The 22,866-nt window shown below is 73.4% G+C and carries 19 protein-coding genes and 2 tRNA genes; 11 read left to right on the top strand and 10 right to left on the bottom strand.

What is annotated here, in order from left to right; translation table 11 throughout:
- The first annotated feature begins 129 nt into the window (after positions 1 to 129).
- From Q1A09_RS22180 to Q1A09_RS22170, 3 genes are all read left to right on the top strand, one after another.
- The gene (locus tag Q1A09_RS22180; RefSeq protein WP_299960437.1) at positions 130 to 1,809 is read left to right on the top strand and encodes a DUF885 domain-containing protein; all 1,680 of its coding nucleotides are present in this window, start codon (positions 130 to 132) and stop codon (positions 1,807 to 1,809) included.
- 519 nt (positions 1,810 to 2,328) lie between these two features.
- Entirely contained in the window at positions 2,329 to 2,589 is a 261-nt protein-coding gene (locus Q1A09_RS22175) for a WhiB family transcriptional regulator (protein ID WP_222193747.1), read from the top strand.
- A gap of 146 nt (positions 2,590 to 2,735) precedes the next feature.
- Complete coding sequence (locus tag Q1A09_RS22170) at positions 2,736 to 3,749, top strand: NADPH:quinone reductase (RefSeq protein ID WP_299960434.1); 1,014 nt, start codon at positions 2,736 to 2,738, stop codon at positions 3,747 to 3,749.
- 94 nt (positions 3,750 to 3,843) lie between these two features.
- On the opposite strand, the gene Q1A09_RS22165 is transcribed toward Q1A09_RS22170, so the two are convergent.
- The 4 genes from Q1A09_RS22165 to Q1A09_RS22150 all read right to left on the bottom strand — a co-directional run bounded on the left by Q1A09_RS22165 (position 3,844) and on the right by Q1A09_RS22150 (position 9,828).
- Positions 3,844 to 6,174 carry a metallophosphoesterase gene (locus Q1A09_RS22165; RefSeq protein ID WP_299960431.1) on the bottom strand — a complete coding sequence of 777 codons (2,331 nt, stop codon included), beginning with the start codon at positions 6,172 to 6,174 and terminating at the stop codon, positions 3,844 to 3,846.
- 291 nt (positions 6,175 to 6,465) lie between these two features.
- Positions 6,466 to 7,620, bottom strand: coding sequence for an acyl-CoA dehydrogenase family protein (locus Q1A09_RS22160; RefSeq protein ID WP_299960427.1), 1,155 nt, complete (start codon positions 7,618 to 7,620; stop codon positions 6,466 to 6,468).
- A 2-nt stretch (positions 7,621 to 7,622) separates the two neighbouring features.
- Positions 7,623 to 9,617 carry an acetyl/propionyl/methylcrotonyl-CoA carboxylase subunit alpha gene (locus tag Q1A09_RS22155; protein ID WP_299960424.1) on the bottom strand — a complete coding sequence of 665 codons (1,995 nt, stop codon included), beginning with the start codon at positions 9,615 to 9,617 and terminating at the stop codon, positions 7,623 to 7,625.
- A 34-nt stretch (positions 9,618 to 9,651) separates the two neighbouring features.
- Complete coding sequence (locus tag Q1A09_RS22150) at positions 9,652 to 9,828, bottom strand: hypothetical protein (RefSeq protein ID WP_299960421.1); 177 nt, start codon at positions 9,826 to 9,828, stop codon at positions 9,652 to 9,654.
- Between the two features lie 98 nt (positions 9,829 to 9,926).
- On the opposite strand from Q1A09_RS22150, the gene Q1A09_RS22145 reads away from it, so the two are divergent.
- On the top strand, positions 9,927 to 10,457 hold the full coding sequence (locus tag Q1A09_RS22145; protein WP_299960418.1) for a ferritin: 531 nt from the start codon (positions 9,927 to 9,929) through the stop codon (positions 10,455 to 10,457).
- A 40-nt stretch (positions 10,458 to 10,497) separates the two neighbouring features.
- Here Q1A09_RS22145 and Q1A09_RS22140 read toward each other — a convergent pair whose 3' ends face one another.
- Positions 10,498 to 12,102 carry a carboxyl transferase domain-containing protein gene (locus Q1A09_RS22140; protein WP_299960415.1) on the bottom strand — a complete coding sequence of 535 codons (1,605 nt, stop codon included), beginning with the start codon at positions 12,100 to 12,102 and terminating at the stop codon, positions 10,498 to 10,500.
- Positions 12,103 to 12,164: 62 nt separating this feature from the next.
- Here Q1A09_RS22140 and Q1A09_RS22135 point away from each other — a divergent pair, with 62 nt between their 5' ends.
- On the top strand, positions 12,165 to 12,761 hold the full coding sequence (locus Q1A09_RS22135; protein WP_299960412.1) for a TetR/AcrR family transcriptional regulator: 597 nt from the start codon (positions 12,165 to 12,167) through the stop codon (positions 12,759 to 12,761).
- 61 nt (positions 12,762 to 12,822) lie between these two features.
- On the opposite strand, the gene Q1A09_RS22130 is transcribed toward Q1A09_RS22135, so the two are convergent.
- Both Q1A09_RS22130 and Q1A09_RS22125 read right to left on the bottom strand, forming a co-directional pair.
- The gene (locus Q1A09_RS22130) at positions 12,823 to 14,808 is read right to left on the bottom strand and encodes a hypothetical protein (protein WP_299960409.1); all 1,986 of its coding nucleotides are present in this window, start codon (positions 14,806 to 14,808) and stop codon (positions 12,823 to 12,825) included.
- A 115-nt stretch (positions 14,809 to 14,923) separates the two neighbouring features.
- The gene (locus tag Q1A09_RS22125; RefSeq protein WP_299960407.1) at positions 14,924 to 16,147 is read right to left on the bottom strand and encodes a hypothetical protein; all 1,224 of its coding nucleotides are present in this window, start codon (positions 16,145 to 16,147) and stop codon (positions 14,924 to 14,926) included.
- A gap of 139 nt (positions 16,148 to 16,286) precedes the next feature.
- Here Q1A09_RS22125 and orn point away from each other — a divergent pair, with 139 nt between their 5' ends.
- Both orn and Q1A09_RS22115 read left to right on the top strand, forming a co-directional pair.
- Positions 16,287 to 16,967: an oligoribonuclease gene (orn, locus tag Q1A09_RS22120; protein WP_299960404.1), complete on the top strand. Its 681-nt coding sequence runs from the start codon at positions 16,287 to 16,289 to the stop codon at positions 16,965 to 16,967.
- A 62-nt stretch (positions 16,968 to 17,029) separates the two neighbouring features.
- Positions 17,030 to 17,105, top strand: a tRNA-His gene (locus Q1A09_RS22115).
- A gap of 107 nt (positions 17,106 to 17,212) precedes the next feature.
- Here the strand turns inward: Q1A09_RS22115 and Q1A09_RS22110 are convergent.
- Positions 17,213 to 17,482 carry a hypothetical protein gene (locus Q1A09_RS22110; protein ID WP_299960401.1) on the bottom strand — a complete coding sequence of 90 codons (270 nt, stop codon included), beginning with the start codon at positions 17,480 to 17,482 and terminating at the stop codon, positions 17,213 to 17,215.
- A 399-nt stretch (positions 17,483 to 17,881) separates the two neighbouring features.
- Here Q1A09_RS22110 and Q1A09_RS22105 point away from each other — a divergent pair, with 399 nt between their 5' ends.
- A complete protein-coding gene (locus Q1A09_RS22105) occupies positions 17,882 to 18,424 on the top strand; it encodes a DUF1353 domain-containing protein (protein ID WP_299960398.1) in 543 nt (180 codons plus the stop codon).
- Between the two features lie 54 nt (positions 18,425 to 18,478).
- Here the strand turns inward: Q1A09_RS22105 and Q1A09_RS22100 are convergent, their stop codons facing one another.
- Positions 18,479 to 19,672: an Ig-like domain-containing protein gene (locus Q1A09_RS22100; protein ID WP_299960395.1), complete on the bottom strand. Its 1,194-nt coding sequence runs from the start codon at positions 19,670 to 19,672 to the stop codon at positions 18,479 to 18,481.
- Positions 19,673 to 19,866: 194 nt separating this feature from the next.
- Here Q1A09_RS22100 and Q1A09_RS22095 point away from each other — a divergent pair.
- Positions 19,867 to 19,942 (top strand) — tRNA-Lys (locus Q1A09_RS22095).
- 282 nt (positions 19,943 to 20,224) lie between these two features.
- Here Q1A09_RS22095 and Q1A09_RS22090 read toward each other — a convergent pair.
- On the bottom strand, positions 20,225 to 20,959 hold the full coding sequence (locus tag Q1A09_RS22090) for a GAF and ANTAR domain-containing protein (RefSeq protein WP_299960392.1): 735 nt from the start codon (positions 20,957 to 20,959) through the stop codon (positions 20,225 to 20,227).
- Between the two features lie 347 nt (positions 20,960 to 21,306).
- Here Q1A09_RS22090 and Q1A09_RS22085 point away from each other — a divergent pair, with 347 nt between their 5' ends.
- Together Q1A09_RS22085 and Q1A09_RS22080 are read left to right on the top strand one after the other, a co-directional pair.
- Positions 21,307 to 22,032: a GAF and ANTAR domain-containing protein gene (locus Q1A09_RS22085; RefSeq protein ID WP_299960389.1), complete on the top strand. Its 726-nt coding sequence runs from the start codon at positions 21,307 to 21,309 to the stop codon at positions 22,030 to 22,032.
- Positions 22,033 to 22,061: 29 nt separating this feature from the next.
- Complete coding sequence (locus Q1A09_RS22080) at positions 22,062 to 22,856, top strand: enoyl-CoA hydratase/isomerase family protein (protein WP_299960384.1); 795 nt, start codon at positions 22,062 to 22,064, stop codon at positions 22,854 to 22,856.
- The last annotated feature ends 10 nt before the right edge of the window (positions 22,857 to 22,866 follow it).

The raw sequence follows: 22,866 nt of genomic DNA, 5'->3' as shown, positions 1-22,866 counted from the left end.
CCTACAACGAGACAACCGCCTGGCCCGACCTCACCGCCACCGCGGCTTGACCTCCAAGCCCATGGGATGTCTGACCCTGCCGGCGGCCGACCCCGGGAAACCGGGTGCGCCCGGGGTTAGCGTGCCGGCATGAGTGAGCCCGTGCGTCCGCCGTCCCCCCTCGACCAGCTGGCCGACCGCTTCGTCGACGCCTACGCCGCCGACCAGCCGACCGTGGCCACCTACATGGGCGTCCCCGGCCACGACGACCGGTGGCCCGACCTCACCCCCGACGGCCACGCGGCCAGCGCCGAGCTGCTGCGCAGCACCATCGCGGAGGTCGAGCGGACCGATCCGGTCGACCGGCGGGACGACGTCGCCCGCAGCGCGATGCTGGAGCGGTTGGGCGCCGAGCTGGCGCTGCACGACGCCGGCTGGACGCAGGCCTCGCTGAACAGCATGGAGAGCCCGCTGCAGGGCTTCCGCACCACCTTCGACCTCATGCCGGCCGAGACCGAGGACGACTGGGCCACCATCGCCCGCCGGATCAGCCGGATCCCCGAGGCGCTCGCCGGCTACACCGCCGGGCTGCTCGACGCCGCCGCGAAGGGCAGGGTGTCCGCCGTCCGGCAGGTCCGGCTGTCCGCCGGCATCGCCCGCCGCTGGGCCGGCGCAGCCGGGCAGCCGAGCTTCTACGCCGAGTTCGCCGGCCGGGCGCCGGTGGGCGACGCGCTGCGCGCCGACCTCGACCGCGCCGTGGCGGGCGCGAACGCGGCCCTGCTGACCTTCGCCGACACCGTGGAGCGCGAGCTGCTGCCGCACGCGCCGGAGGCCGACGGCGTGGGCCGCGAGCGGTACGCGCTGGAGTCCCGGCTGTTCACCGGCATGGACCTCGACCTCGAGGAGACCTACGCCTGGGGCTGGGCGGAGCTGGCCCGGATCGTCGCGGAGAAGGAGGCGGTGGCCGAGCAGATCGCCCCCGGGCAGGGCATCGCCGGCGCGGTGGCGGCCCTGGACGCCGACCCGGCGCGCCAGGTGCGCGGCCGCGACGCGCTGCAGGCGTGGCTGCAGGCGACCGCCGACCGGGCCATCGCGGACCTGGACGGCGTGCACTTCGACGTCCCCGGCCCGGTGAAGCGGATCGAGGGGCGGCTGACGCCGACGTCGGGCGAGGGGGTCTACTACACCGGCCCGACCGAGGACTTCTCCCGCCCGGGCCGGATGTGGTGGTCGCTGCCCGACGGGGTCACCGACATGACCACCTGGCGGGAGACGACGACCGTCTTCCACGAGGGCGTGCCGGGCCACCACCTGCAGATCGGGCAGACCGTCTACAACGCCGCGCTGCTCAACCGCTGGCAGCGGCTGCTGGCCATGTGCTCCGGCCACGCCGAGGGCTGGGCGCTGTACTCCGAGCGGCTGATGGGCGAGCTGGGCTTCCTCGACGACCTCGGCGACCGGCTGGGCATGCTGGACGCCCAGGAGCTGCGGGCCGCCCGCGTCGTCCTGGACATCGGGGTGCACCTGGACCTGCCGATCCCGGCCGGCCGGGCCGCCGGGAACCGGTGGACCTACGACGTGGCCCTGGCGTTCCTCCGCGCCCACGTGGACATGGAGGACGCGATGCGGGTCGACGAGCTGCACCGCTACCTCGGCTGGCCGGGGCAGGCGCCGTCCTACAAGGTCGGCGAGCGGGTGTGGCTCACCTGCCGGGACGAGGCCCGCGCCCGCGCCGGCGCGGACTTCGACCTCAAGGCCTGGCACCGGGCCGCGCTGGACCTCGGCCCGCTGGGCCTGGGGCCGCTGGCCGCGGAGCTGGCCCGCTCCTGACGCCCTCCGCCACGGGTGTCCTCGGCTCCGGGCCGGCGACCGCGGAGGAGGAGCGCCGGGGCCGGGGCCGACCGTCCCCGGCGCGAGCCTCCCGCGCACGGGCGGGGTGGGGTCGATCGGGTGGCCGGGCGGTGACGAGTGGTCGACGGACCGGCGCTGAGGCGTCCAGAGCGGTCTCGGCGGGCAACTTGATCTGGACGAACCAGGGGTGGTCCGTCGGCAATACCTGACGCCTGACACGGCGTGTCGGTGGCGCTGCACCGGCTCGCTGAGACCACTGCGGCGAGTGGTGCTCCTGTGACTCGGCGTAACACGGTGGACATTTGACCCGGGCTGAACACCACCCGTGTAATTCCCTCGTCGTCACGAATCGTGAGGGCGCGGCCACCGCACCAGCGAAGGCCGGAACGCGACGCAGGGGGACCAATCGTGAGCATCGCCGACGTGACGTGGATGGACGACTACCGGGCTGCCGCTGTCGAGGCGACGCCGATGGACTACGGGCAGGACGTGCTCGGCCTGGCGGACGTCTACGACGCCGGCTTCACCGGCCTGGACGAGGAGCAGGGCTGGCAGGAGCGCGCCCTGTGCGCCGAGACCGACCCGGAGGCGTTCTTCCCGGAGAAGGGCGGCTCGACCCGCGAGGCCAAGAAGATCTGCACCGGCTGCGAGGTCCGCGCCGAGTGCCTGGAGTACGCGCTCTCCAACGACGAGCGCTTCGGCATCTGGGGCGGCCTGTCCGAGCGCGAGCGCCGCCGCCTCCGCCGCCGCGCCTCCTGACGAAGGACCCCTTCGCCCCTGGCCCCGTCCCGAGGCTCGTCCCGAGCCTGCGAGGGATGAGGAGGACGGGGTCCTTCCACTCGCGTCGGGCCCCTGCAGAGGGGCCGACAGGCGTCAGGGCATGGCCGGCGGGTAGGGACCCGGTCGTGCGAGCGATCACCTACACCCAGCCCGGCGGTCCCGACGTCCTGCAGCTCGTCGACCGCGACACCCCCGACCCCGGACCCGGTGAGGTGCGGGTGCGCCTGGCCTTCTCCGGCGTGAACCCCACCGACTGGAAGTCCCGCAGCAGCGCACAGCCCGGCCCCGAGGGGCAGGTCCCCAACCAGGACGGCGCCGGCACGATCGAGGCGGTCGGCCAGGGCGTCGACCCCGTGCTCGTCGGTGAGCGCGTCTGGGTCTGGGAGGCCGCCTGGCAGCGGCCGCACGGCACCGCGGCGGAGCACACCGTCGTCCCCGCCCGGCAGACCGTGCTGCTCGGCCAGGACCCCTCCTTCGAGCTCGGCGCCAGCCTGGGCATCCCCTTCCTCACCGCGCACCGCTGCCTGACCGTGGCCGAGTCGCTGCCCGACCGACTCGCCCCCGGCTCGCTGAACGGCCGCACCGTGCTCGTCCAGGGCGGCGCCGGCGCAGTCGGCAACGCCGCCATCCAGCTGGCCCGCTGGGCCGAGGCGACCGTGATCGCCACAGTCAGCTCACCGGCGAAGGCACAGCTGGCCGCGAAGGCCGGCGCCCACCACGTCATCGACTACAAGCAGCAGGACGTCGTCGCCGAGGTGCGCAAGATCGTGCCGGCCGGCGTCGACACGATCGTCGAGGTCTCCGCGGCGCAGAACGCCGCCGTCGACGCCCAGGTGATCGGCGCGCACGGGGCCGTCGCCATGTACGCCGACGACGGCGGCGCCGAGGTCACCATCCCGGTGCGCACCCAGATGGGGCCCAACGCCCGCTGGCAGTTCGTCCTGGTCTACACCGAGCCCACCCGGGCCAAGGACCTCGCCGTGGAGGACGTCAACGCTGCCGTGCTGGACGGCGCCGTCCGGGTCGGCGAGGACGCCGGGCTCCCGCTGCACGTCTACCCGCTGGCCGAGACCGCGGCGGCCCACCAGGCCGTGCAGGACGGCGCGGTCGGCAAGGTGCTCATCGACGTCACGGCCTGAGGAAGGTCTCCCTGCAGGGGGCAGACCCGGACGCGAGGACGCCCCCTCCCCCGGCTCAGGCCGGGAGAGGGGGCGTCGCCGTGCGCGGGTCAGGTCAGCGAGCGACGGTGAACGGCACGCTCACCGGGTCGGCCGTCCGGCCGCCCAGCGACTGCGTCGCGACCAGCTCGTAGCTGCCCGGCCGCAGGGTGCCCATCGCCGCCCGCCAGGTGCCGTCCTTGCCGACGACCACCGTGCGGGTGATGCCGGCCTGGACCGTGACGGTGGCGCCGGGGGTGCCGGTGCCGGTCGCGGTGACCGCGGGCTTCGCCGTCGTGTCGACCGCCGGCGAGGTGACCGTGAGGCCCTCGATGTCGGCCCGGGCGGTCAGCCACTCGTCCTGACCGATCGGGTGGTCGACCACGCGGGTCTCACCGATGCAGCCGTTCCAGCCGTTGGTGGCCTTGTCGTCCACCCAGTCGGACCCGAAGATCCACGGCATCGCGCCGTCCAGCCCGTGGCCCACGGTGTTGGAGGCGTTGCGCAGCACCGGGGCGCCGTCGACGTACATCGTGGTGGTGGCCGTGGCCGGGTCGTTCACCAGCGCGACGTGCGCCCACGTGTCGACCATGATCTCGCCCGACCACGCGGTCCGGTCACCCTTGGCGGTGTCGATCGGGACCTCGGTCCACTGGAACTCCTTGAGGTTGGACAGACCCAGTGCCACCGGGGAGGCCGTCCAGTCCCAGCGGGTCTGCGGGACGCCGATCTGCGAGCGGTTGCCCGAGCGCACGATCGCCTTCATCCAGGCGTTGTCCGACTGGTTCCAGCTGGGGTCGATCTTGAGGAAGGTCTCGATCGTGTAGCCGTCCTCCAGCGCCTCCAGGTTCACCGGCGCGTCCCCGCGGGTGCTCAGGTAGCTGAACCGGTTGGTCTGCTTGTTGGCGTTGGTGAAGCAGACCGCCGCGCCGTCGGAGGAGTACGGGTGCGCGTCCTGCGAGAAGTTGACGTCCCGCAGCTGGGCGGTCGGCGAGCCGGACTGGCTGATCGGCACGCGCATCAGGTTGTTGCGGTTGTCGCCCTCGACGTCGCGGATGACGCCGCCCTGGGCGACCACGCCGCGCAGCCCGTTCATCCGCCAGTGCGCCAGCGTCCCCTCGACCCGCGGGTAGTCCGCGGTCGAGCCCGGCAGCTCCGTGGTGACCGGGTCCGGGGCGACGAAGCCGTCGAGCAGGATGTCCCGCGCCGCCTGGGTGAGCGAGGGCTCGTCGGCGGAGCCGGCGGTGAACGCGGGGTTGAAGCCGCCGAACCGCTCCGAGAAGTCGATGTCGATGGTGAACTGCTGGTTCGCGCCCTCGAGGAACGCCTGGTCGTAGGAGGTGAGCTTCTCCTGCGGCTTGGCGACCACCCACGGAGAAGCGGTCTGCGCCGTGATGGTGTCGTTGGTGAGGTCGAACTCGAACAACCCCAGGTAGCCGTTCCCACCCTCGTAGGCCATCTGGTAGTCCATCAGGATCTGGGTCACCGCGTGCCCGAAGTCGTTCTGCTTGACCAGCTGCGTCGCGCCGTGGAAGTGGCCGTTCAGCGTCATGAAGATCTGGTCGTTGCTCTTGATGAGCTGGTTCCACAGCCGCAGGCCGTGGTCGGTCTCCTGCGGGGAGACCCCGTCGTTCTGGACGGCGATGATGTCGTGCGAGGTGAGGATGACCGGCACCGTCGGGTGCGCGTCGATCACCTCGTTCGCCCACCGGAGGGTGGCGTCCGAGGCGCGCCAGGACAGCGCCAGCACCATGAACTGCTGACCCTCGGCCTCGAAGACGTGGTACTGGTTCATCCCCGTCGGGTCGCTGCCGCCGAAGGTCGACTGCTCGGCGGCGCGGTCGGGGCCGAACCAGCGGAGGAAGGGCTCGGCGGCCAGGTCGTACTGGTCGTCGTACCAGTTGCTCGCGGAGTTCCGGACGTCGTGGTTGCCGGCCAGGATCGAGTAGGGCAGGTCGGCGTCGTCCAGGGCCTGCATGGCGGCGTCGGCGACGCGCCACTCGCCCTCGGTGTTCACCTGGTCCACCACGTCACCCAGGTGGGCGACGAACGGGATGTTCAGCTCGTCGGCGTGCTCGGCCAGCCAGCGGGTCTGGACGGCGAAGGGGTTGTTCCCCGCGCCGTAGCGGTCGGGCCGCTCGAACTCGGACTTCGCGTAGCGGGAGTAGAACTGCGTGTCCGGCAGCACGGGGAAGGTGAACCGGGAGGCCGGCTCCACGGCCTGCGCGCCGGCCTCCGGTGCCGCCGCGGCGGGGGCGGCGGTGGCGGGGGCGGCGTTGGCCAGCCCGCCGGCGGTGACCAGGGCAGCCGCGGTGGTGACCACCCCCAGGCCGGCCAGGGCGCGCAGCCGTGACCTCCGACCGGGTCCGTCCGCGCGGGGCGCGGGCCGTGAGCTGAGCAGGAGCATGGGTGTGGTCCTCCGACTGGCGTGGGTGTGGTGGGTCGTCCCACCGCGCACGACGCTGTCGAGGGGCTGTGGCCAGCTGGTGTCGCGTCTGTGTACAGCACCCCAGGGCTGCGTGAAGCTGTAGTCACTCCACGTTTCGAGCCGGATCAGGGCCGTTGGCCCCGCCCGGCACGCGCCCGGCGGGGCCCTGCGCTCACCGCCGGGCGCTCACCGCCGGGCGCTCACCGCCGGGCGCTCACCGCCGGGCGCTCACCGCCGGGCGCTCACCGCCGGGCGCTCGCCTCCAGGCGCTCAGCCCAGGCCGAGGGAGCGGGCGATCAGCATCCGCTGCACCTCGGAGGTCCCCTCCCCGATCTCCAGGATCTTGGCGTCGCGGTAGAACCGGCCGACCGGGAACTCGGTCATGAAGCCGTACCCGCCGTGCACCTGGGCGGCGTAGCGGGCGTTCTCCATCGCCATCTCCGAGCTGTAGAGCTTGGCGATGGAAGCCTCGCGCTTGAACGGCTCCCCGCGCAGCATCTTCTCCGCGGCCCGGTAGTAGGCCAGCCGCGCGGTCGAGGCCCGCACCTCCATGTCGGCGATCATGAACTGCACCGCCTGGTTGCGGCCGATCGGCTGCCCGAACGCCTCCCGCTCCCCGGCGTACTTGAGCGACTCGTCCACGCAGCCCTGGGCCAGCCCCACGGCCAGCGCGGAGATGGCGATCCGGCCCTCGTCCAGGATGGACAGGAACTGGGCGTAGCCCCGGCCCCGCTCCCCCACCAGGTTCTCCGCCGGCACCCGGACGTCGCTGAAGGCGAGCTCGCGGGTGTCCGAGGCGTTCCAGCCGACCTTCGCGTACCGCTTGCCGACGGCGAAGCCCGGGGTGCCCGACGGCACGATGATCGTGGAGATCTCCTTGCCGCCGTCGGGCTTCGTGCCGGTGACCGCGGTGACGATGACCAGGTCGGTGATGTCGGTGCCGGAGTTGGTGATGAACGCCTTCGATCCGTTGATCACCCACTCGCCGTCCTCGAGCCGGGCGGTGGTCCTCGTCGCCCCGGCGTCCGATCCGCCACCGGCCTCGGTGAGCCCGAAGGCGCCCAGCGCCTCACCGGCGCACAGCCGGGGCAGCCACTGCTGCTTCTGCTCCTCGGTGCCGAACCGGAAAATCGGCATCGCCCCCAGCGAGACCCCCGCCTCCAGGGTGATCGCCACCGAGCTGTCGACGCGGGCCAGCTCCTCCAGCGCCACGCACAGGGTGAAGTAGTCGCCCCCCGAGCCGCCGTACTCCTCGGGGAACGGCAGGCCGAACAGCCCCAGCTCGCCCATCTGCCGCACGATGTCGGTGGGGAACTCGTCGCGTTCGTAGAACCCGCCGATCTGCGGGGCGATGACCTCCACGGCGAACTCGCGGACCACCTTCCGCAGCGCCTCGGTCTCCTCGTCGAGCCGGTAGTCCAGCACTGTCACTCCCCCTCGCCGGGCGGCGGTGGGGTCACCACGGCCACCCGCTCGTCCAGCCGGACCGACTGGCCGGCCGTCACCGGGAGCTCGGTGACCGTCCCCCCGACGGGGGCGGTCAGCACGTGCTCCATCTTCATCGCCTCGACGACCAGCAGCGGGGTCCCCGCAGCCACCTCGTCGCCGAGGGACACCTGCACCAGCGTCACGGTCCCCGGCATCGGGGCGGTGACGGCGCCGTCTGCGCTCGCGGCCGCCCCGGTGGGCGCGAGCCGCTCGTGCTCGCGCAGCGCGGCCACGTGCCCGTCCACGGCCAGCCAGACCGTGCCGCCGGCGTGCACCACGGTGTAGCGGGTGGTGACGCCGTCCAGCGTCACGCCCAGCTCGCCGCCGTACCGCTCGACCCTGGCGGGCACCGGGGCGCCGTCCCCGACGGCGACCTCCGCGGCGCCGGAGCGGCCGCGGACCCGCACGGTGACCGGGTCACCGCCCGGCGCCTGCAGCCGGCGGACCGTCCAGGCCGGCTCGCCCAGCCGCCACCCGGAGGTGTCCTGCCACGGGTCGACGCCGGCACCGGCCGGCTCGGACTCCAGCAGCAGGGCCAGGCCGGCCACCGAGTACACCTGCGGCGGAGGTGGGTCGGCCCGGGTCAGCGCCTCGCCGCGCCGCTCGATCAGGCCGGTGTCCAGCCGGCCGGCGACCACGTCGGCGTCGTCCAGCAGGTCGCGGAGGAAGGTGGTGTTGGTGACCACGCCCAGGACGGCAGTCTCGCCGAGCGCGGCGACCAGCCGGGCACGCGCGGTCTCCCGGTCGTGGCCCCAGGCGATCACCTTGGCCAGCATCGGGTCGTAGTCCGAGCCCACCACCCCGCCGACCCGCAGCGAGCTGTCGACCCGGACGCCGGGGCCGGCGGGCTCGAGCAGCCCGACGACCTCGCCGGTCTGCGGCAGGAAGCCGCGGGCCGGGTCCTCGGCGTACACCCGGGCCTCGATGGCGTGCCCGTCGAGGCTGATGTCGTCCTGGTCGACCGGCAGCCGCTCGCCGGCGGCGACCCGCAGCTGCAGCTCCACCAGGTCCAGGCCGGTGACGGCCTCGGTGACCGGGTGCTCCACCTGCAGGCGGGTGTTCATCTCCAGGAAGAAGAAGTCGCCCGGGGAGTCCGCGTCCACGATGAACTCGACCGTGCCCGCGCCGGTGTAGCCGACCGCGCGCGCCGCGTCGACGGCGGCGCTGCCCATCGCGGCCCGCTGGTGGGCGCTCAGCAACGGGGACGGCGCCTCCTCGATGACCTTCTGGTGCCGGCGCTGCAGGCTGCACTCCCGCTCGCCGAGGTGGACGACGTTGCCGTGGACGTCGCCGAAGACCTGCACCTCGATGTGCCGGGAGTGCCCCAGGTACCGCTCGACCAGCAGCGTGTCGTCGCCGAAGGAACTGCGCGCCTCGCGGCGGGCGCCGGCGATCTGCCCGGCCAGCTCCCCCGGACCACGCACCACCCGCATGCCCTTGCCGCCGCCCCCGGCGCTGGGCTTGAGCAGCACCGGGAAGCCCACCTCGACCGCGGCCCGGGCGACCGCGTCGTCGTCCATGCCCGGTTCGGTGCGGCCGGGCACGACCGGGACGCCGGCGGCGGCGACGGTCTGCTTGGCCCGGATCTTGTCGCCCATCGCCTCGATGGCGGCGACCGGCGGACCGATGAAGACGATCCCGGCCGCCGCACAGGCCCGGGCGAAGTCGACGTTCTCGGACAGGAAGCCGTAGCCGGGGTGCACGGCCTGCGCGCCGGTGCGCCGGGCGGCGTCCAGCACCCGGTCGATGGACAGGTAGCTCTGCGCGGCCGGGGCCGGGCCGATCGGGACGGCGACGTCGGCCAGCCGGGTGTGCAGCGCGCCCGCGTCGGCGTCGCTGTGGACGGCGACCGAGCGGATGCCCATCGCTCGCAGGGTCCGGATGACCCGGACGGCGATCTCACCACGGTTGGCGACCAGGACGGTGTCGAACACCACTCAGCACCCCCCGCCGAGGGCGCGGGTGCGGTCAGGCTGCCTTGCGGGAGCCCTTCGGGAGGCTCGCATCGACCTTGACCAGCCGGCGCTTCTTGACCGTGTAGCCCGGCGGGAGCGTGCCCTCGGCGAGCGCCCGCAGCGGGCACCGGTCGCACCGGGGCTTGTCGACGCAGCACTTCTTCTTGGGCAACTTCGACGACTTCCCCACGCGGTGAGGTTAGCCATGCCTTCCCCACCGGTCCACGCGAGCGGCGTGTCGCCGACTAACGTGCGGTGAACACCAGTTGACCATCCCCGGGAGTCACGATGGCCGCCGAGCCCTTCATCGACCTGCTCAACGCCCAGATCGGCCACGAGTTCGCCGCCCACCAACAGTACGTGGCGATCGCCATCTACTTCGACGACCTGACCATGCCGCAGACCGCGCAGCTGTTCTTCGACCAGGCCGCCGAGGAGCGCAACCACGCGATGATGATGGTGCGCTACCTGCTCGACGCCGACGCCCCGGTGCAGATCCCGGGCATCGCCGCCCCGATCAACCAGTTCTCCGACGTGGTCGCGCCGGTGGCCCTCGCGCTGGAGCAGGAGAAGCGGGTCACCGAGCAGATCAACCAGCTCACCGCGGTCGCCCGGGGGCACAACGACTTCGCCTCCGACCAGTTCATGCAGTGGTTCATCAAGGAGCAGGTCGAGGAGGTCAGCAAGATGAGCGACCTGCTCGCCGTCGTCCGCCGGTCGACCCACGACCTGGAGACGATCGAGGACTACGTGCTGCGCGAGGTCAAGCCCGAGGGCGCTGACCCGACGGCCCCCGCCATCGCCGGCGTCGCCGACTGACCCCTCCGCTCCGCCACGATGGCCATCTCGGCGGAGCGCGTCACATCCGGAAGACGCCATAGCCGACCTCCTCGAGGGGTGCGTTGGCGCACGCGGAGAGCGCGAGCCCGAGCACGGTGCGGGTCTGGGCCGGGTCGATGACCCCGTCGTCCCAGAGCCGCGCCGTGGCGTGGAAGGGGTGTCCCTGCTCCTCGTACCGGGCCCGGATCGGCGCCTTGAACGCCTCCTCGTCCTCGGCGCTCCAGTCCTCGCCCAGCCGCTCCCGGCGCACCGTCGCCAGCACCGAGGCCGCCTGCTCCCCGCCCATCACCGAGATGCGGGCGTTGGGCCAGGTGAACAGGAAGCGGGGCGAGTAGGCCCGGCCGCACATCGAGTAGTTGCCGGCGCCGAACGAGCCACCGATGACCACGGTCAGCTTGGGCACCCGGGCGCAGGCGACGGCGGTGACCATCTTCGCGCCGTGCTTGGCGATGCCGCCGGCCTCGTAGTCGCGGCCGACCATGAAGCCGGAGATGTTCTGCAGGAACAGCAGCGGGATCTTCCGGCGGTCGCACAGCTCGATGAAGTGCGCGCCCTTGAGCGCCGACTCGGCGAACAGCACGCCGTTGTTGGCGATGATCCCGACCGGGTGGCCGTGCAGCCGGGCGAACCCGGTGACCAGGGTCTGCCCGTAGAGCGGCTTGAACTCGGCGAACCGGCTGCCGTCGACCAGCCGGGCGATCACCTCGCGCACGTCGTAGGGCGTACGGGTGTCGACCGGGACGACGTCGTAGAGGCTCTCCGCCGGGTGCAGCGGCTCCTCGACCGGCTCGACGTCCCAGGGCCGGGGCTCGCGGGGCCCGAGGGTGCCGACGATCTGCCGGACGATCTGCAGGGCGTGCGCGTCGTCCTCGGCGAGGTGGTCGGTGACCCCGCTGACCCGGGAGTGCAGGTCACCGCCACCGAGGTCCTCGGCGCTGACCTCCTCGCCGGTGGCCGCCTTCACCAGCGGCGGGCCGCCCAGGAAGATCGTGCCCTGCCCGCGGACGATGACCGCCTCGTCGCTCATCGCCGGCACGTAGGCGCCACCGGCGGTGCACGACCCGAGGACGGCGGCGATCTGCGCGATCCCGGCCTTGGAGAGGTTGGCCTGGTTGAAGAAGATCCGGCCGAAGTGGTCGCGGTCGGGGAAGACCTCGTCCTGCAGCGGCAGGTAGGCACCCCCGGAGTCGACGAGGTAGACGCAGGGCAGCCTGTTCTGGAGCGCGACCTCCTGCGCCCGCAGGTGCTTCTTGACCGTCATCGGGTAGTAGGTGCCGCCCTTGACGGTGGCGTCGTTGGCGACCACGACGACCTCCCGGCCGGCGACCCGGCCGATGCCGGTGATGATCCCGGCGGAGGGCGCCTCGCCGTCGTACAGCCCGTGCGCGGCCAGCGGGGAGAGCTCGAGGAAGGGGCTGCCCGGGTCCAGCAGCGCGTCGACCCGCTCGCGGGGCAGCAGCTTGCCGCGGTCGACGTGCCGCTGCCGCGCCCGCTCACCGCCACCCTGCGCCGCCCGGGCCAGCTCGGCGGCCAGCTCCGCGGCGAGTGCGGCGTGGTGGGCGGCGTTGCTGGCGGCCGCCGAGGGGTCGGTCGGCGGAGTGACGGGGAGCACCGGTGCGTCCACGAGGTGAGGTTAACCACCGTTCACTCTGCCGGTCCAGGGTTACCCGCGGTTAACCTCCTCGGGTGAGGTCCGAGCCCGACAGCGCGCTGCACAGCGACTCGACGAACCCCTCCCGCCGGGAGCAGATCCTGCGCGCGGCCGCCCAGCTGTTCGCCGAGCGCGGTTCCCGGGCCGTCGGGGTGGACGACGTCGGGGCCGCGGTGGGCGTGACCGGCCCGGCGATCTACCGGCACTTCGCCAGCAAGGACGCGATGCTGGCCGAGATGCTGCTGCGGATCAGCGAGCGGCTGCTGGCTGGCGGCACCGAGCGGATCGCCGCGGCCGGGGACTCACCCGTCGACCAGCTGCGCGCCCTGGTCGACTTCCAGGTCGACTTCGCGCTGGACAACCCGGCGCTGATCACCGTGCAGGACCGCGACCTCGGCGCGCTCAGCGACCCCGACGCCCGGCGGGTGCGGCAGCTGCAGCGTCGCTACGTCGAGGAGTGGGTCGCCGTGCTGGCCCGACTGCACCCGGAGGCGTCGACCGCGGCCGTCCGGGCCCGGGCACACGCCGTCTTCGGGCTGATCAACTCCACCCCGCACAGCGCCGGCCGGCTCTCCCGCCCGGCGACGGCCGCCCTGCTCGCCGACATGGCCCTCGCCGCGGCAACTGCCTGAGAGAGGACCCCGCTGCCCCCCACCACTCGCGAGCTCGTGGCGGGCCCCTGCAGCGGGGCCGTCAGTCGGCGGGCAGCGACAGGGCCGAGCTGGCGAGCTCGTCCAGCGCGGAGGTGGGGCCGGCCTCGCCCGTCCAGGAGGTCTCCACGATGGTCACGGTCACGTCCTGCTGGCTGCTGGCGTACTGGGCGCGGGACAGCGCGGTCGGGCCACCCTCCCAGGTGACGCCCTCCCGCAGCAGGTCGCTGACGTTGCCGCTGCCGTCGGTGTCGGCGAGCGAGCGCAGTGCCTGGGCGCTGGCGTCGTCGGGCATGGTCACCCGGGACAGCGAGACGACCGCCGGCTGGCCGCCGGCCTGCGCCGACCACAGCGAGCGGTCGAGCCCGGTGCAGTCGTTCTGCTGGAAGAACCCGGCGACCGCGTCGTAGGCGTGGCCCTGGCAGGTGGCGTCGACTTGGGTGGCCTGCAGCGTGAAGGTCACGCCGTTGACCACCTCGGTGCTCCCCACGACCGGGCCGGCCGGAGCGGTCTCCTCGGCCGGGGCGCTGCTGCTGCCGGGGTCGGCGTTCGCGGTGCCGCCGTCGTCACCGCCGAACGACCGGACGCCGAACCCGATGAGCACCGCGACCAGCACCAGCCCGGCCAGGACCAGCGCGAGGACCCGCCCCCGACCGGTCGACTCCCCGCCCTGCCCGGAGGGGCTGCTGCCGCGCGGCGCCGACTGGACGGCGGGACGGCGCGGCTGCAGCTCCGGTGGGAGCTCGCGCCGGGGCTCCGACGCCCCGACCGGGGACTCGCCGAACAGCCCGCCGATGCCACCACCGGTGTCCTCCGCGGACGGGTGCGGTCGGTCGACGCCCGCCGGCGGATCGGGGACGAGCGCCTGCGTGTCACCGGCCCGCGCCGTCGGGAACACCGAGCTCCGCTGCGCGCCGGCTCCGGCGAGCGGCTGCGCGGTGTGGAGGCCGGTGGACACCGGCACCGCCGGCCCCCGGCCGGCTCGCTCCGCCGTCCGCACCTCGGCGTGGTCCTGCGCCGCAGCCCGCCCGTGGTCCCCTGCCCGGGCACGGTCCTCCGCCCGGGCACGAGCGTCCGCCCGGGCACGATCCTCCGCCTGGGCGTGGGCCTGGCTCTGGTCCTGCGCCTGAGCGCCGTCCGGCGCCTGGGCATGGTCGTCCGCCTGCGCCTCGGCCTGTTCCTGGGCGTGGACGGCCGCGGCTGCGACCCGGGCGGCGGCCGCCGGGTCCACCAGCGGTCCGCCCGGCGCGAGCCGGGGCAGCTCGGTGCCGGTCGCCGGGGCGGCCCCGGGCACGGGCTGTCCGCCGCTGGACGGAGCGGCGATCCGGCCCGGTGAGGCGTTCAGCGCCGCCGGGGTCAGCAGGTCCGGCCGGCGGAGGACGTAGGGCGAGTACGGGAACCCCTCACCGTTGAGCTCCTCCACCGACGGGGTGCGTCCACCGACCCCGAGCGCCTCGACCGCGGCCCGGACGTCGGCCGTCGTCCAGAGGCGGGGGTTGTCGGTGCCGGCGTGCCGGCTGGCCCGGGCCACGCCGAGCAGCAGCGAGCGCGAGTCGAGCATGGCCACCTGGTCGCCCTCGCCGAGGTCGCCGTCGGCGGGGACGAGCCCGGTGACGGCACCGGTGAGCACGGTCAGCCGGGCGATCCGGCCCGGCTCCAGGCCGGCCTTGCGCAGCGTCACCGCCACGTGCATGCCGGCCCGCATCAGCCCGTCGAGCGGGGTCGAGCCGCCACCGGCCAGCTGCAGGACGTCGCCGGGCCCCTCCCCCGAGCCGATCGTCCAGGCGCCCTCCGGGGCCGCGGTCACCACCCCGGACTGACGCTCGACCTCCACGACCCGGACGACGGCGACGCCCTCGGGGACGAAGAGCACGGCGTCGGACTGCCGGCGCTGCATCGGGCCCTCGACGATGGGCAGGGCGGCCATCAGGGCGCCCCGCACGCCACCGCCGGTGTCCCAGCCGGCGAGCTCGGCGAAGAACGCACGCTCGGCGGCCGTCTGGGACGGCGTCGGCGTGAGGATCAGCACGGGCTCTCCAGGGGCAGGCGGCGGGGCGCGGCGGGAGGGCGTCGACCGCGGTGGGCCGCGCCGGCTCGGCAGCGGACCGGCTCGACGTTACGTCATCGACCGGCCCGTCCCGGGTTCACCGCGAGGACGCGCCGCCGCCCACCAGGAGACCCGGCGTGTCCCCCGACCGTTCCCGGCCGGACTCGTCCGCCGCCTGCCAGCGGGCGAACGCGGCGGTGCCCGTCACCCGGTCCAGCCCCGCCCACAGCACGGCGAACCCGACGGCGATCACCGGCAGGGCGGCCCAGTTCCACGGCGGGATGTCGCCGACCGCCGACTGCGCCAGGGCCGCCGCGATCACTCCCCCGGCGACCAGCGGTCCGGCCAGCCAGCCGGGCACCCGACGGGTGACCGCCAGGTCGATCAGGACCGCCCCGGCCAGCAGCATCATCGGCACCACCGAGGGCGGGAAGCCCGTGGCGGTGAGCAGCCACCCGGTGACCAACCGGTAGCCGAGGTAGACCCCGGCGACGGCGGTGGCGGTCCAGCGCAGCCCCACGGTCCGGCGGGCGACCACCAGGGCGAGCAGTCCGGCGCAGATCAGCCACGCCGGGTGCACCCAGGAGGGCACCGGGAGCATGAACTGGACCGGGGTCTGCCCCTGCGAGGCGGCGAAGTCCAGCAGCGAGGGCTCGGCGGTGGTCCGCCCGGCCCGGTAGTCGGCCAGGGCGAGGACGCCGTACTCCTGGTGCTGGTTGGGGAACAGCACGTTCTCCACGAAGAACAGCCACAGCCCCAGGGAGACCAGGTCCCGCAGCCGGCCCGGTGCGGCGTAGAGCCACCAGCCGCGGATCGCCCCGGCCAGCATGATCGCCGTCCCCAGGTACAGCAGCGCGTGGCTGGGGCTCCAACTGGTGATGTCCAGGCCGTTGATGCGGTGGTTGAGCAGGTCGATCGGGATGGCCAGCAGGAAGGTGGCGATGCCGGCCTGCATCAGCCGCAGCGCCCGCCGGTCGACGCCGGAACCGCTGTAGCTGTGGAAGACCACGAGAGCGACGACCAGCGCCGTCCCGGCGGAGTTGAGCAGGTGCGGCGGGGCGAGGTCGTCGCGCAGCCACTTGAAGTGCCAGGACACGTCCCAGGAGGAGCCGAGCATCTTCAGCCCGAAGGCCACCAGCCAGGCCGTGTAGATCCAGCGGAGCTCGTCCGGACCGGTCGGCCGCCCGGGCCGGCCCGGCGTCATGTGGGCCTGCCACAGCCAGCGCAGCAGCGCGACCGGGTGCCGGAGCCCGGCACCGAGGGAGGACGGCGCCGGTGCGACCGCACCGGGAGGCAGCGCGAGGGGCGTGCTGGAGGACACGAGCGACTCCGCTAGGTCGGTGCAGGAGGGCAGAGCGTAACGGCGCGGATCAGCCGTCCGGGTGGATTTCGAGACGTGACCGGCGGTTCTGGGGCGGGTGGGACGGGTGTGCCCCGCCCGGGTGCGTAGGGTCGCCCGCGTGGCGGACAGCGCAGCGAACAACCTGGTCTGGATCGACTGTGAGATGACCGGACTGGACCTCACCCGCGACAAGCTCATCGAGGTCGCGGTGGTGGTGACCGACTCCGAGCTCAACGTCCTGGACCCGGGCCTCGACGTGATCATCCACGCCGACGACGCCGACCTGGCCGGGATGGTCGGCGTGGTCCGGGACATGCACGCCAAGTCGGGGCTCACCGAGGAGGTGCGCGCCTCGACCGTGACGCTGGCCGAGGCGCAGGAGCAGGTGCTCGCCTACGTGAAGCGGTTCGTGCCCGAGCGCCGCACCGCCCCGCTGTGCGGCAACTCGATCGGCACCGACCGCGGTTTCCTGGCCCGCGACATGCCCGAGCTCGACGACCACCTGCACTACCGCATGATCGACGTCTCCTCGATCAAGGAGCTCTCCCGCCGCTGGTTCCCGCGGGTCTACTTCGCCCAGCCGCCCAAGGGGCTCGCCCACCGGGCGCTGGCCGACATCCTCGAGTCGATCCGCGAGCTGGCGTACTACCGGAAGACGCTGTTCGTGGCCACGCCCGGACCGGCCAGCGAGCAGGCGCAGGCCGCGTCGGCCGAGGTCGTGGCGGCGTTCGCGCCGGCGCTGGAGGCCGGCGCAGCCGGCCCTGGACCGGTCGCCACCCCGGGCTCGTCGGAGGGCTGAGGGTCTCCGGTATCGTGTGCTCGTCCACCGGGCCGGCTCTCGCCAGCCGCCCGGTGTGCATGGTGGGTGTAGCTCAGCTGGTAGAGCGCCAGGTTGTGATCCTGGATGTCGCGGGTTCAAGTCCCGTCACTCACCCCACCGGAAGAGGCCCTGGTCAGAACACGACCGGGGCCTCTTCTTCTCCCTCGTTGCCACCGGGAGCGACATCGACCCGTCCGGGACGCTCCGCCCGCTCGAGAGGACGCTCAGGTCCCCGTAGAGGTGCTGACCGCGGCGAACGGGGACAGCGGGACGAGGTTCGCCCGGTGAGCCTCTTCTAGGGCCTCGTTGAGGGTCTGTGTCAGCACCGCGTCCTGACCGGGCTCCAGGAGCATCAGCCCGGCGAGGAACCCGTCCAGGTCGATGACGTCGACAGTGCCGGTCAGCGCGGCGTACCGGACCCAGAGCTCGTCCAGGGTGAGCTGGGCCCGGACCCGGGCGGCGTCCATCAGCTGGTGCCGGGCGCCGGCGATCACGGCCGCGCCCCGGTCACCGAGGCAGCGGTCCGGCAGCCGCTCTCCGCATGGACCGGGAGGGCGAGGGGATCGTGTCCCTCCGCGGCGATCGTGCTGCTGCAACAGGTGTCTGGTGGCAAGTCTCAGCTCCGGTGGTCTGGCACCGGGGGGGGGGAGGGCCACGGCGAGGGCCACGAGGTGCGGCCCCACGAGCACACGCCGCTTGTTCAACGTGTCAGTGCTGACGCCGACCGTACGCTGCCACGGGCCGGATCTGGACCTGCGAGCCGCCACGATCTGACCTCGCCGCTCCCGATCCGGGCGCCCGTGCCGGCGGGATGGCGTGGTCGGCCGGCTGACCAGGGCATCTGTCCATCCCCCGCTGGGTGTGGGCCGCGGCTCGACGGGAAGTGACGAGCCGTGCCCTTCGACTCCCCCACCCTGACCGTCCGGCGGGTCACCGACCAGTCGTGGGAGGTCCTCGAGCCGCTGACCTACCGCGGGCGCCGGGACACCTTCGTCGTCCCGGTCGGCTTCCGCACCGACTTCGCCTCGGTGCCCCGGGTCGCGGTGTGGCTGTTCCCCCGGTTCGGGCGCTACACGCTGGCCGCGGTGCTGCACGACTGGCTGACCGACGTCGGAATCGCCGCCGGGGCCGTCTCCGCCCGGGACGCCGACGGCCTCTTCCGCCGGGTGATGCGCGAGCTGGGGGTGCCCCCGGTGCGCCGCTGGCTGATGTGGTGCGGGGTGCGCTGGTCCGCCCTGGCCAACCCGGTGCGCCGCCCCGGCTGGTGGCTCGACGTCCCGCGGCTGCTGGGCCTGTCGGTGCTGGCCGCACCGCTCGTCGTCCCACCGGCTGCGGTCATCGCAGTGGCCCTGGGCGCCTACACCGCCGTCGAGGCGGTGGTCAGCCGGCTCGTCGCTGGCGAGGGAGGGCGACAGGACCGGGGGCTGCGGCTCTGAGACGCACAGGAGGCCGCGACCCGGAGTGGGTCGCGGCCTCCTGTGCTCAGCTGGTCAGGACAGCGCGCTGCCGGCCGTCCACTGGTCCCAGGGGATGGCCCAGTCGTAGATGTCGCCGTCGGCGGCGGTCAGCGTGCCGCCGATGGAGTTGACCACCTCCACCACGTCACCGGGCTGGGAGAAGTCGTAGAACCACCGGGCGTTCTCGGTGGCGAGGTTGATGCAGCCGTGGCTCACGTTCGCCGAGCCCTGGTCGGCCACCGACCACGGGGCGGCGTGCACGAACTCGCCGTTGTTGGAGATGCGCGTGGCGTACTCGACGTCGGTGCGGTAGCCGCCGGGGGCGTCCACGGCCAGGCCGAACGTCGAGGAGTCCATGGTGATGTCGGCGAACTTCTCCAGCACGACGTGCGCCCCGTTGTGGGTCGGGTTCTCCGCGCTGCCGGCGCTCATCGGCCAGCTCTGCACCAGCTGGTCGCCGTCGTAGACGGTCAGCGTGTGCGCGGCCGCGTCGGCGACGCTCACGTGCTTCGCACCGACGGAGAAGGACACCGTGCGGTCCTTCTCACCCCACACGCCCTCGCCGAAGTCGACCCCGTACAGGTCGGCCTCCAGCGTGACCTCGGAGTTCGCCGGCCAGTAGGTGGAGGGGCGGAAGTGCACCTCGTCGTCGCGGACCCAGTTCCAGACCCCGTCGGTCGGGGCGGAGGAGGTCACCAGCAGGTGGCTCTCGACCGCGGCCTTGTCGGCCACCGGCTCGTCGAAGAAGACCCGGATCGGCATGCCCACGCCCACGGTCGTGCCGTCCAGCGGCCCGATGCCGGGGGTGGACAGCGTGCCCGGGGTGACGGTGGTGAACGTCGACTCGGTCGTCGCCTCGTCGTCGGTCTCGTTGATCGCGGTCGCGGTGACCGTGTAGCTGGTGCCGTAGGCGAGGTCGGTCTCCGGCGTCCAGACCGTCGCGCCCGTCTCGCCGGCGGCGACGCTGCCCGGCACCGCGGTGCCGGTGGCGTCGACGACGGTCACGTCGCCGAGCTCCCCACCGGTGACCGTGACCTCCAGCGGGGTGGTCGGGGGCACGTCGACGGCGCCGTCGGCCAGGCTCAGCGTCAGCTCCGCCGGCGGGGCGGACGACGACGACGCCGCGGCCTCGCTCTCGTCGTCGGACGACCCCGAGCAGCCCGCGAGCAACGCGAGCAGGACGGCGATGAGCACTGCGGCGATCCGTCTCGCCTGGTGCGACCCCACGAAGACCCTGCCTCCTGTACCGGCGCGCACCCGGTCCGGGACCCTCCCGGTGGGTGCGCCGCACTCCAGTGAACACGCTCCCGCTGACAGTTGGATGTGTCCGAGGACATGTCGCGGTGTCCGGCCCCACCTCATCGCGGCGCCGGATCGGCGTGTAGAGTCCTCTCCTGTTGCCCGGCCCTGCCGCGCGACACGCGCCATTAGCTCAATTGGCAGAGCAGCTGACTCTTAATCAGCGGGTTCGGGGTTCGAGTCCCTGATGGCGCACCACCGCAACGCGAACGGCCCCGTCCACCTCGGACGGGGCCGTTTCGTCGTCTGGGGGGCGTCCCGACGAGGGTCACGCCGCCCTCCAGGGGCAGCGGGGACGGCGCGACCGGCAGGTGTTCGGATCGCGTGGCCGACCCGGATGGGCTCCCGGGCGAGGCGGCTCGGTGGCCGTCGATTCGACCACCGAGCCTGGGGTCCCCTGAGTGCCGGCACACAGACGGCCCCTGCTCGGGTTTCTGCCCTCACCCACGGTGCCCCAACCAGGCGTCACCGAGGCGGTGTTCAGGTCCCGGAGGGCCGCTCGGCGTCCAGCTCGCCGGTGCGCACCAGCTGGTCGGCGATGTCGCGCACCTTGCGGTTGCGCCGCATCGACACCGCGGCCAGCGCCTGGAACGCCTGGTCGGCGGTCAGCTTGTGCCGCTCCATCAGGATCCCCTTGGCCTGGTCGATGACGGCACGTGACTCCAGGGCGACCTGGAGGTTGTCGGCCATGCCCCGGGCGGTCTCGTACGCGTGCATGTTGGCCACCGCCACGGCGGCGTAGGGGGCGAACCGCTGCGCGGCTGCCCGGGCCTCGTCGTCGAAGGCGTGCGGCTGACCGGCGTAGATGTTGAGCGCCCCGCGCACCGACTCCTGGATGGGGAGCGGCACGGACAGCGAGCTGCCGTTGCCCCGCTCCCAGGCCACGCGTGCGTAGTCGGGCCAGCGCCGCTCGACGCGGGTGTCGGGGATCTCGGTGAGCTCGCCGGTGGCCGCGGCGTGCAGGCAGGGCCCGTGGCCGCGTCCGTACTGGCTCTCGTCCATGTCGAGGGCGAGCTGACCGGTGGACACCGTCGTGCTCGCCCGGTCGTTCTGCAGCAGGCAGATCGACGTCTCCAGCCGGCCCGGCAGGACCTCCTTGGCGAGGTCGGCGACGGTCTGCAGCACCGACTCCATCGAGTGGTCGCGCAGCGCCAACCCGCCGAGCTGCTCTAACGCGGCGTTGGCGCGATCGGTCACATGGCCGTCAGCGGGCACGTCGGACTCCGGTCTGTGGTCCACCGGGGCGGCAGCCTCGGCGAGAGCCCCACGATGGGGCCCGCACACACGCACGCCGCTGTCTGACGCACGGCGCCGGGTCTCCCCGGCACCACGGCGGATACTACCCGCTCACGGGCTCTCCTCAGGGGCGCGCACGCGCGGCAGACAGCCTGCCGAGGACACGATCAACTGCTGGTTATGCTCGTCCAGCCTCCGCGTCACACAGCCGGCGTGCGGCAGCGGGATCCCGTGGGTCCCGTCCCGCAGGGCCCGCGGGGTCTCCCCGGGCTCCACATCCGCCGGCACACGCGCTGTCCGGTGCCACCTGACGCCGGAGTACCACCGTGACTCGCCCCACCCCCGATCCCGACGCCGACGTCGTCCAGCTCGCCTTCGACGAGCTGGGCCGGATGTCCTTCGCCGAGCACTCGCTGGAGTCTGTGCTGCAGAAGGTCACCGACCTGGCCGCCCGGGTGCTCCCCGGCGAGCCGGTCACCTCGGTGACCATCATCGGCGACGGCCCGCCCGCCACCGTGGCCGCCAGTGGGCCCCTCGCCCGCCAGCTCGACCAGGCGCAGTACGCCCTGGGCGCCGGCCCCTGCATGGAGGCGGCCACCAGCGGTCACCTGGTCGAGGTGGTCGACACCGGCGCCGACCGGCGCTGGGGATCGTTCCCGCAGCTGGCCGCCCAGCGCGGCTGCCGGAGCATGCTGTCCTTCCCGCTGCCCCCGCAGGAGCTGATCTCCGGTGGGCTGAACGTCTACGCCCGCACCGACGACCCGCTGGACGCCCGCACCCGGGAGCTGACCGCCCGGTTCGCGGCCTACGCGGTGGTCCCGGTGTCGAACATGTACCTGTACGAGAGTGCGGTCGAGCGGGCCGAGCACCTGCGCGCGGCGCTGGACTCCCGGGCGGTCATCGACCAGGCCAAGGGCATCCTGATGGAGCGGCACAAGCTCTCCGCCGACCGGGCCTTCTCCGCGCTGGCGCAGCTGTCGATGGAGACCAACACCAAGGTGCGCGACATCGCCGAGCAGTTCGTGCGCACCGGCGAGCTCCCCTCGAGCTGACCGGCCGGCGACCGGGCAGGATCACGGCCATGAGCGAACCGCAGCGCCGCGAGTCGGGACTGGTCACCGAGACCCGGGGGCACGTCCGCGTGCTCACCCTGGACCGCCCCGAGCGCCGCAACGCGCTCTCCAGCGACCTGCAGGCCGACCTGGTCGAGGAGCTGCTGTCCTGCGCCGAGGACGCCGACGTGCGGGCGATCGTGCTGACCGGCAACGGGCCGGCCTTCTGCGCCGGCTTCGACCTCAAGGAGATCCGGGAGCGCGACCAGCGCGGTGAGCACTTCCGGCCGCCGATGAGCCGGCCGGGCCGCAATCTCTTCGAGGTGCTCGGCGAGACGTACGTCCCGGTCGTCGCCGCGCTCGGCGGGCACGCGGTCGCCGGCGGCTTCGAGCTGGCCCTGGCCTGCGACCTGCGGGTCGCCGCCCCCGGCATCAAGCTCGGCCTGCCGGAGGCGACCATCGGCATGGGCGCCAACTACGGCTCGGTCGTGCTGCCCAAGCGCGTCCCGATGGGGATCGCCCTGGAGATGCTGCTCACCGGCGAGTACGTGACCAGCGAGGACGCCGCCCGCTGGGGGCTGGTCAACCGCGTCGTCCCGGTCGAGGAGGTGCTGCCGACCGCGCTGGCGCTGGCCGAGCGGATCGCGGCGAACGCGCCGCTGTCGGTGCGGCGGATGAAGGAGACCGCGGTCAAGGGCGTGGAGCTGCCGCTGTCGGCCGCGCTCCGGCTGGACGTCGGGCCGAACCCCTACCTCAGCGAGGACCGCCGCGAGGGCATCGCCGCCTACCTGGAGAAGCGGCCACCACGCTGGTCCGGGCGCTGAGGGACAGTGG

The organism is uncultured Modestobacter sp., assembly GCF_947486615.1.
GTDB lineage: Bacteria > Actinomycetota > Actinomycetes > Mycobacteriales > Geodermatophilaceae > Modestobacter.
Note: the sequence above shows the minus strand (reverse complement) of the source record. Positions and strands in the feature narration are given on the sequence as shown.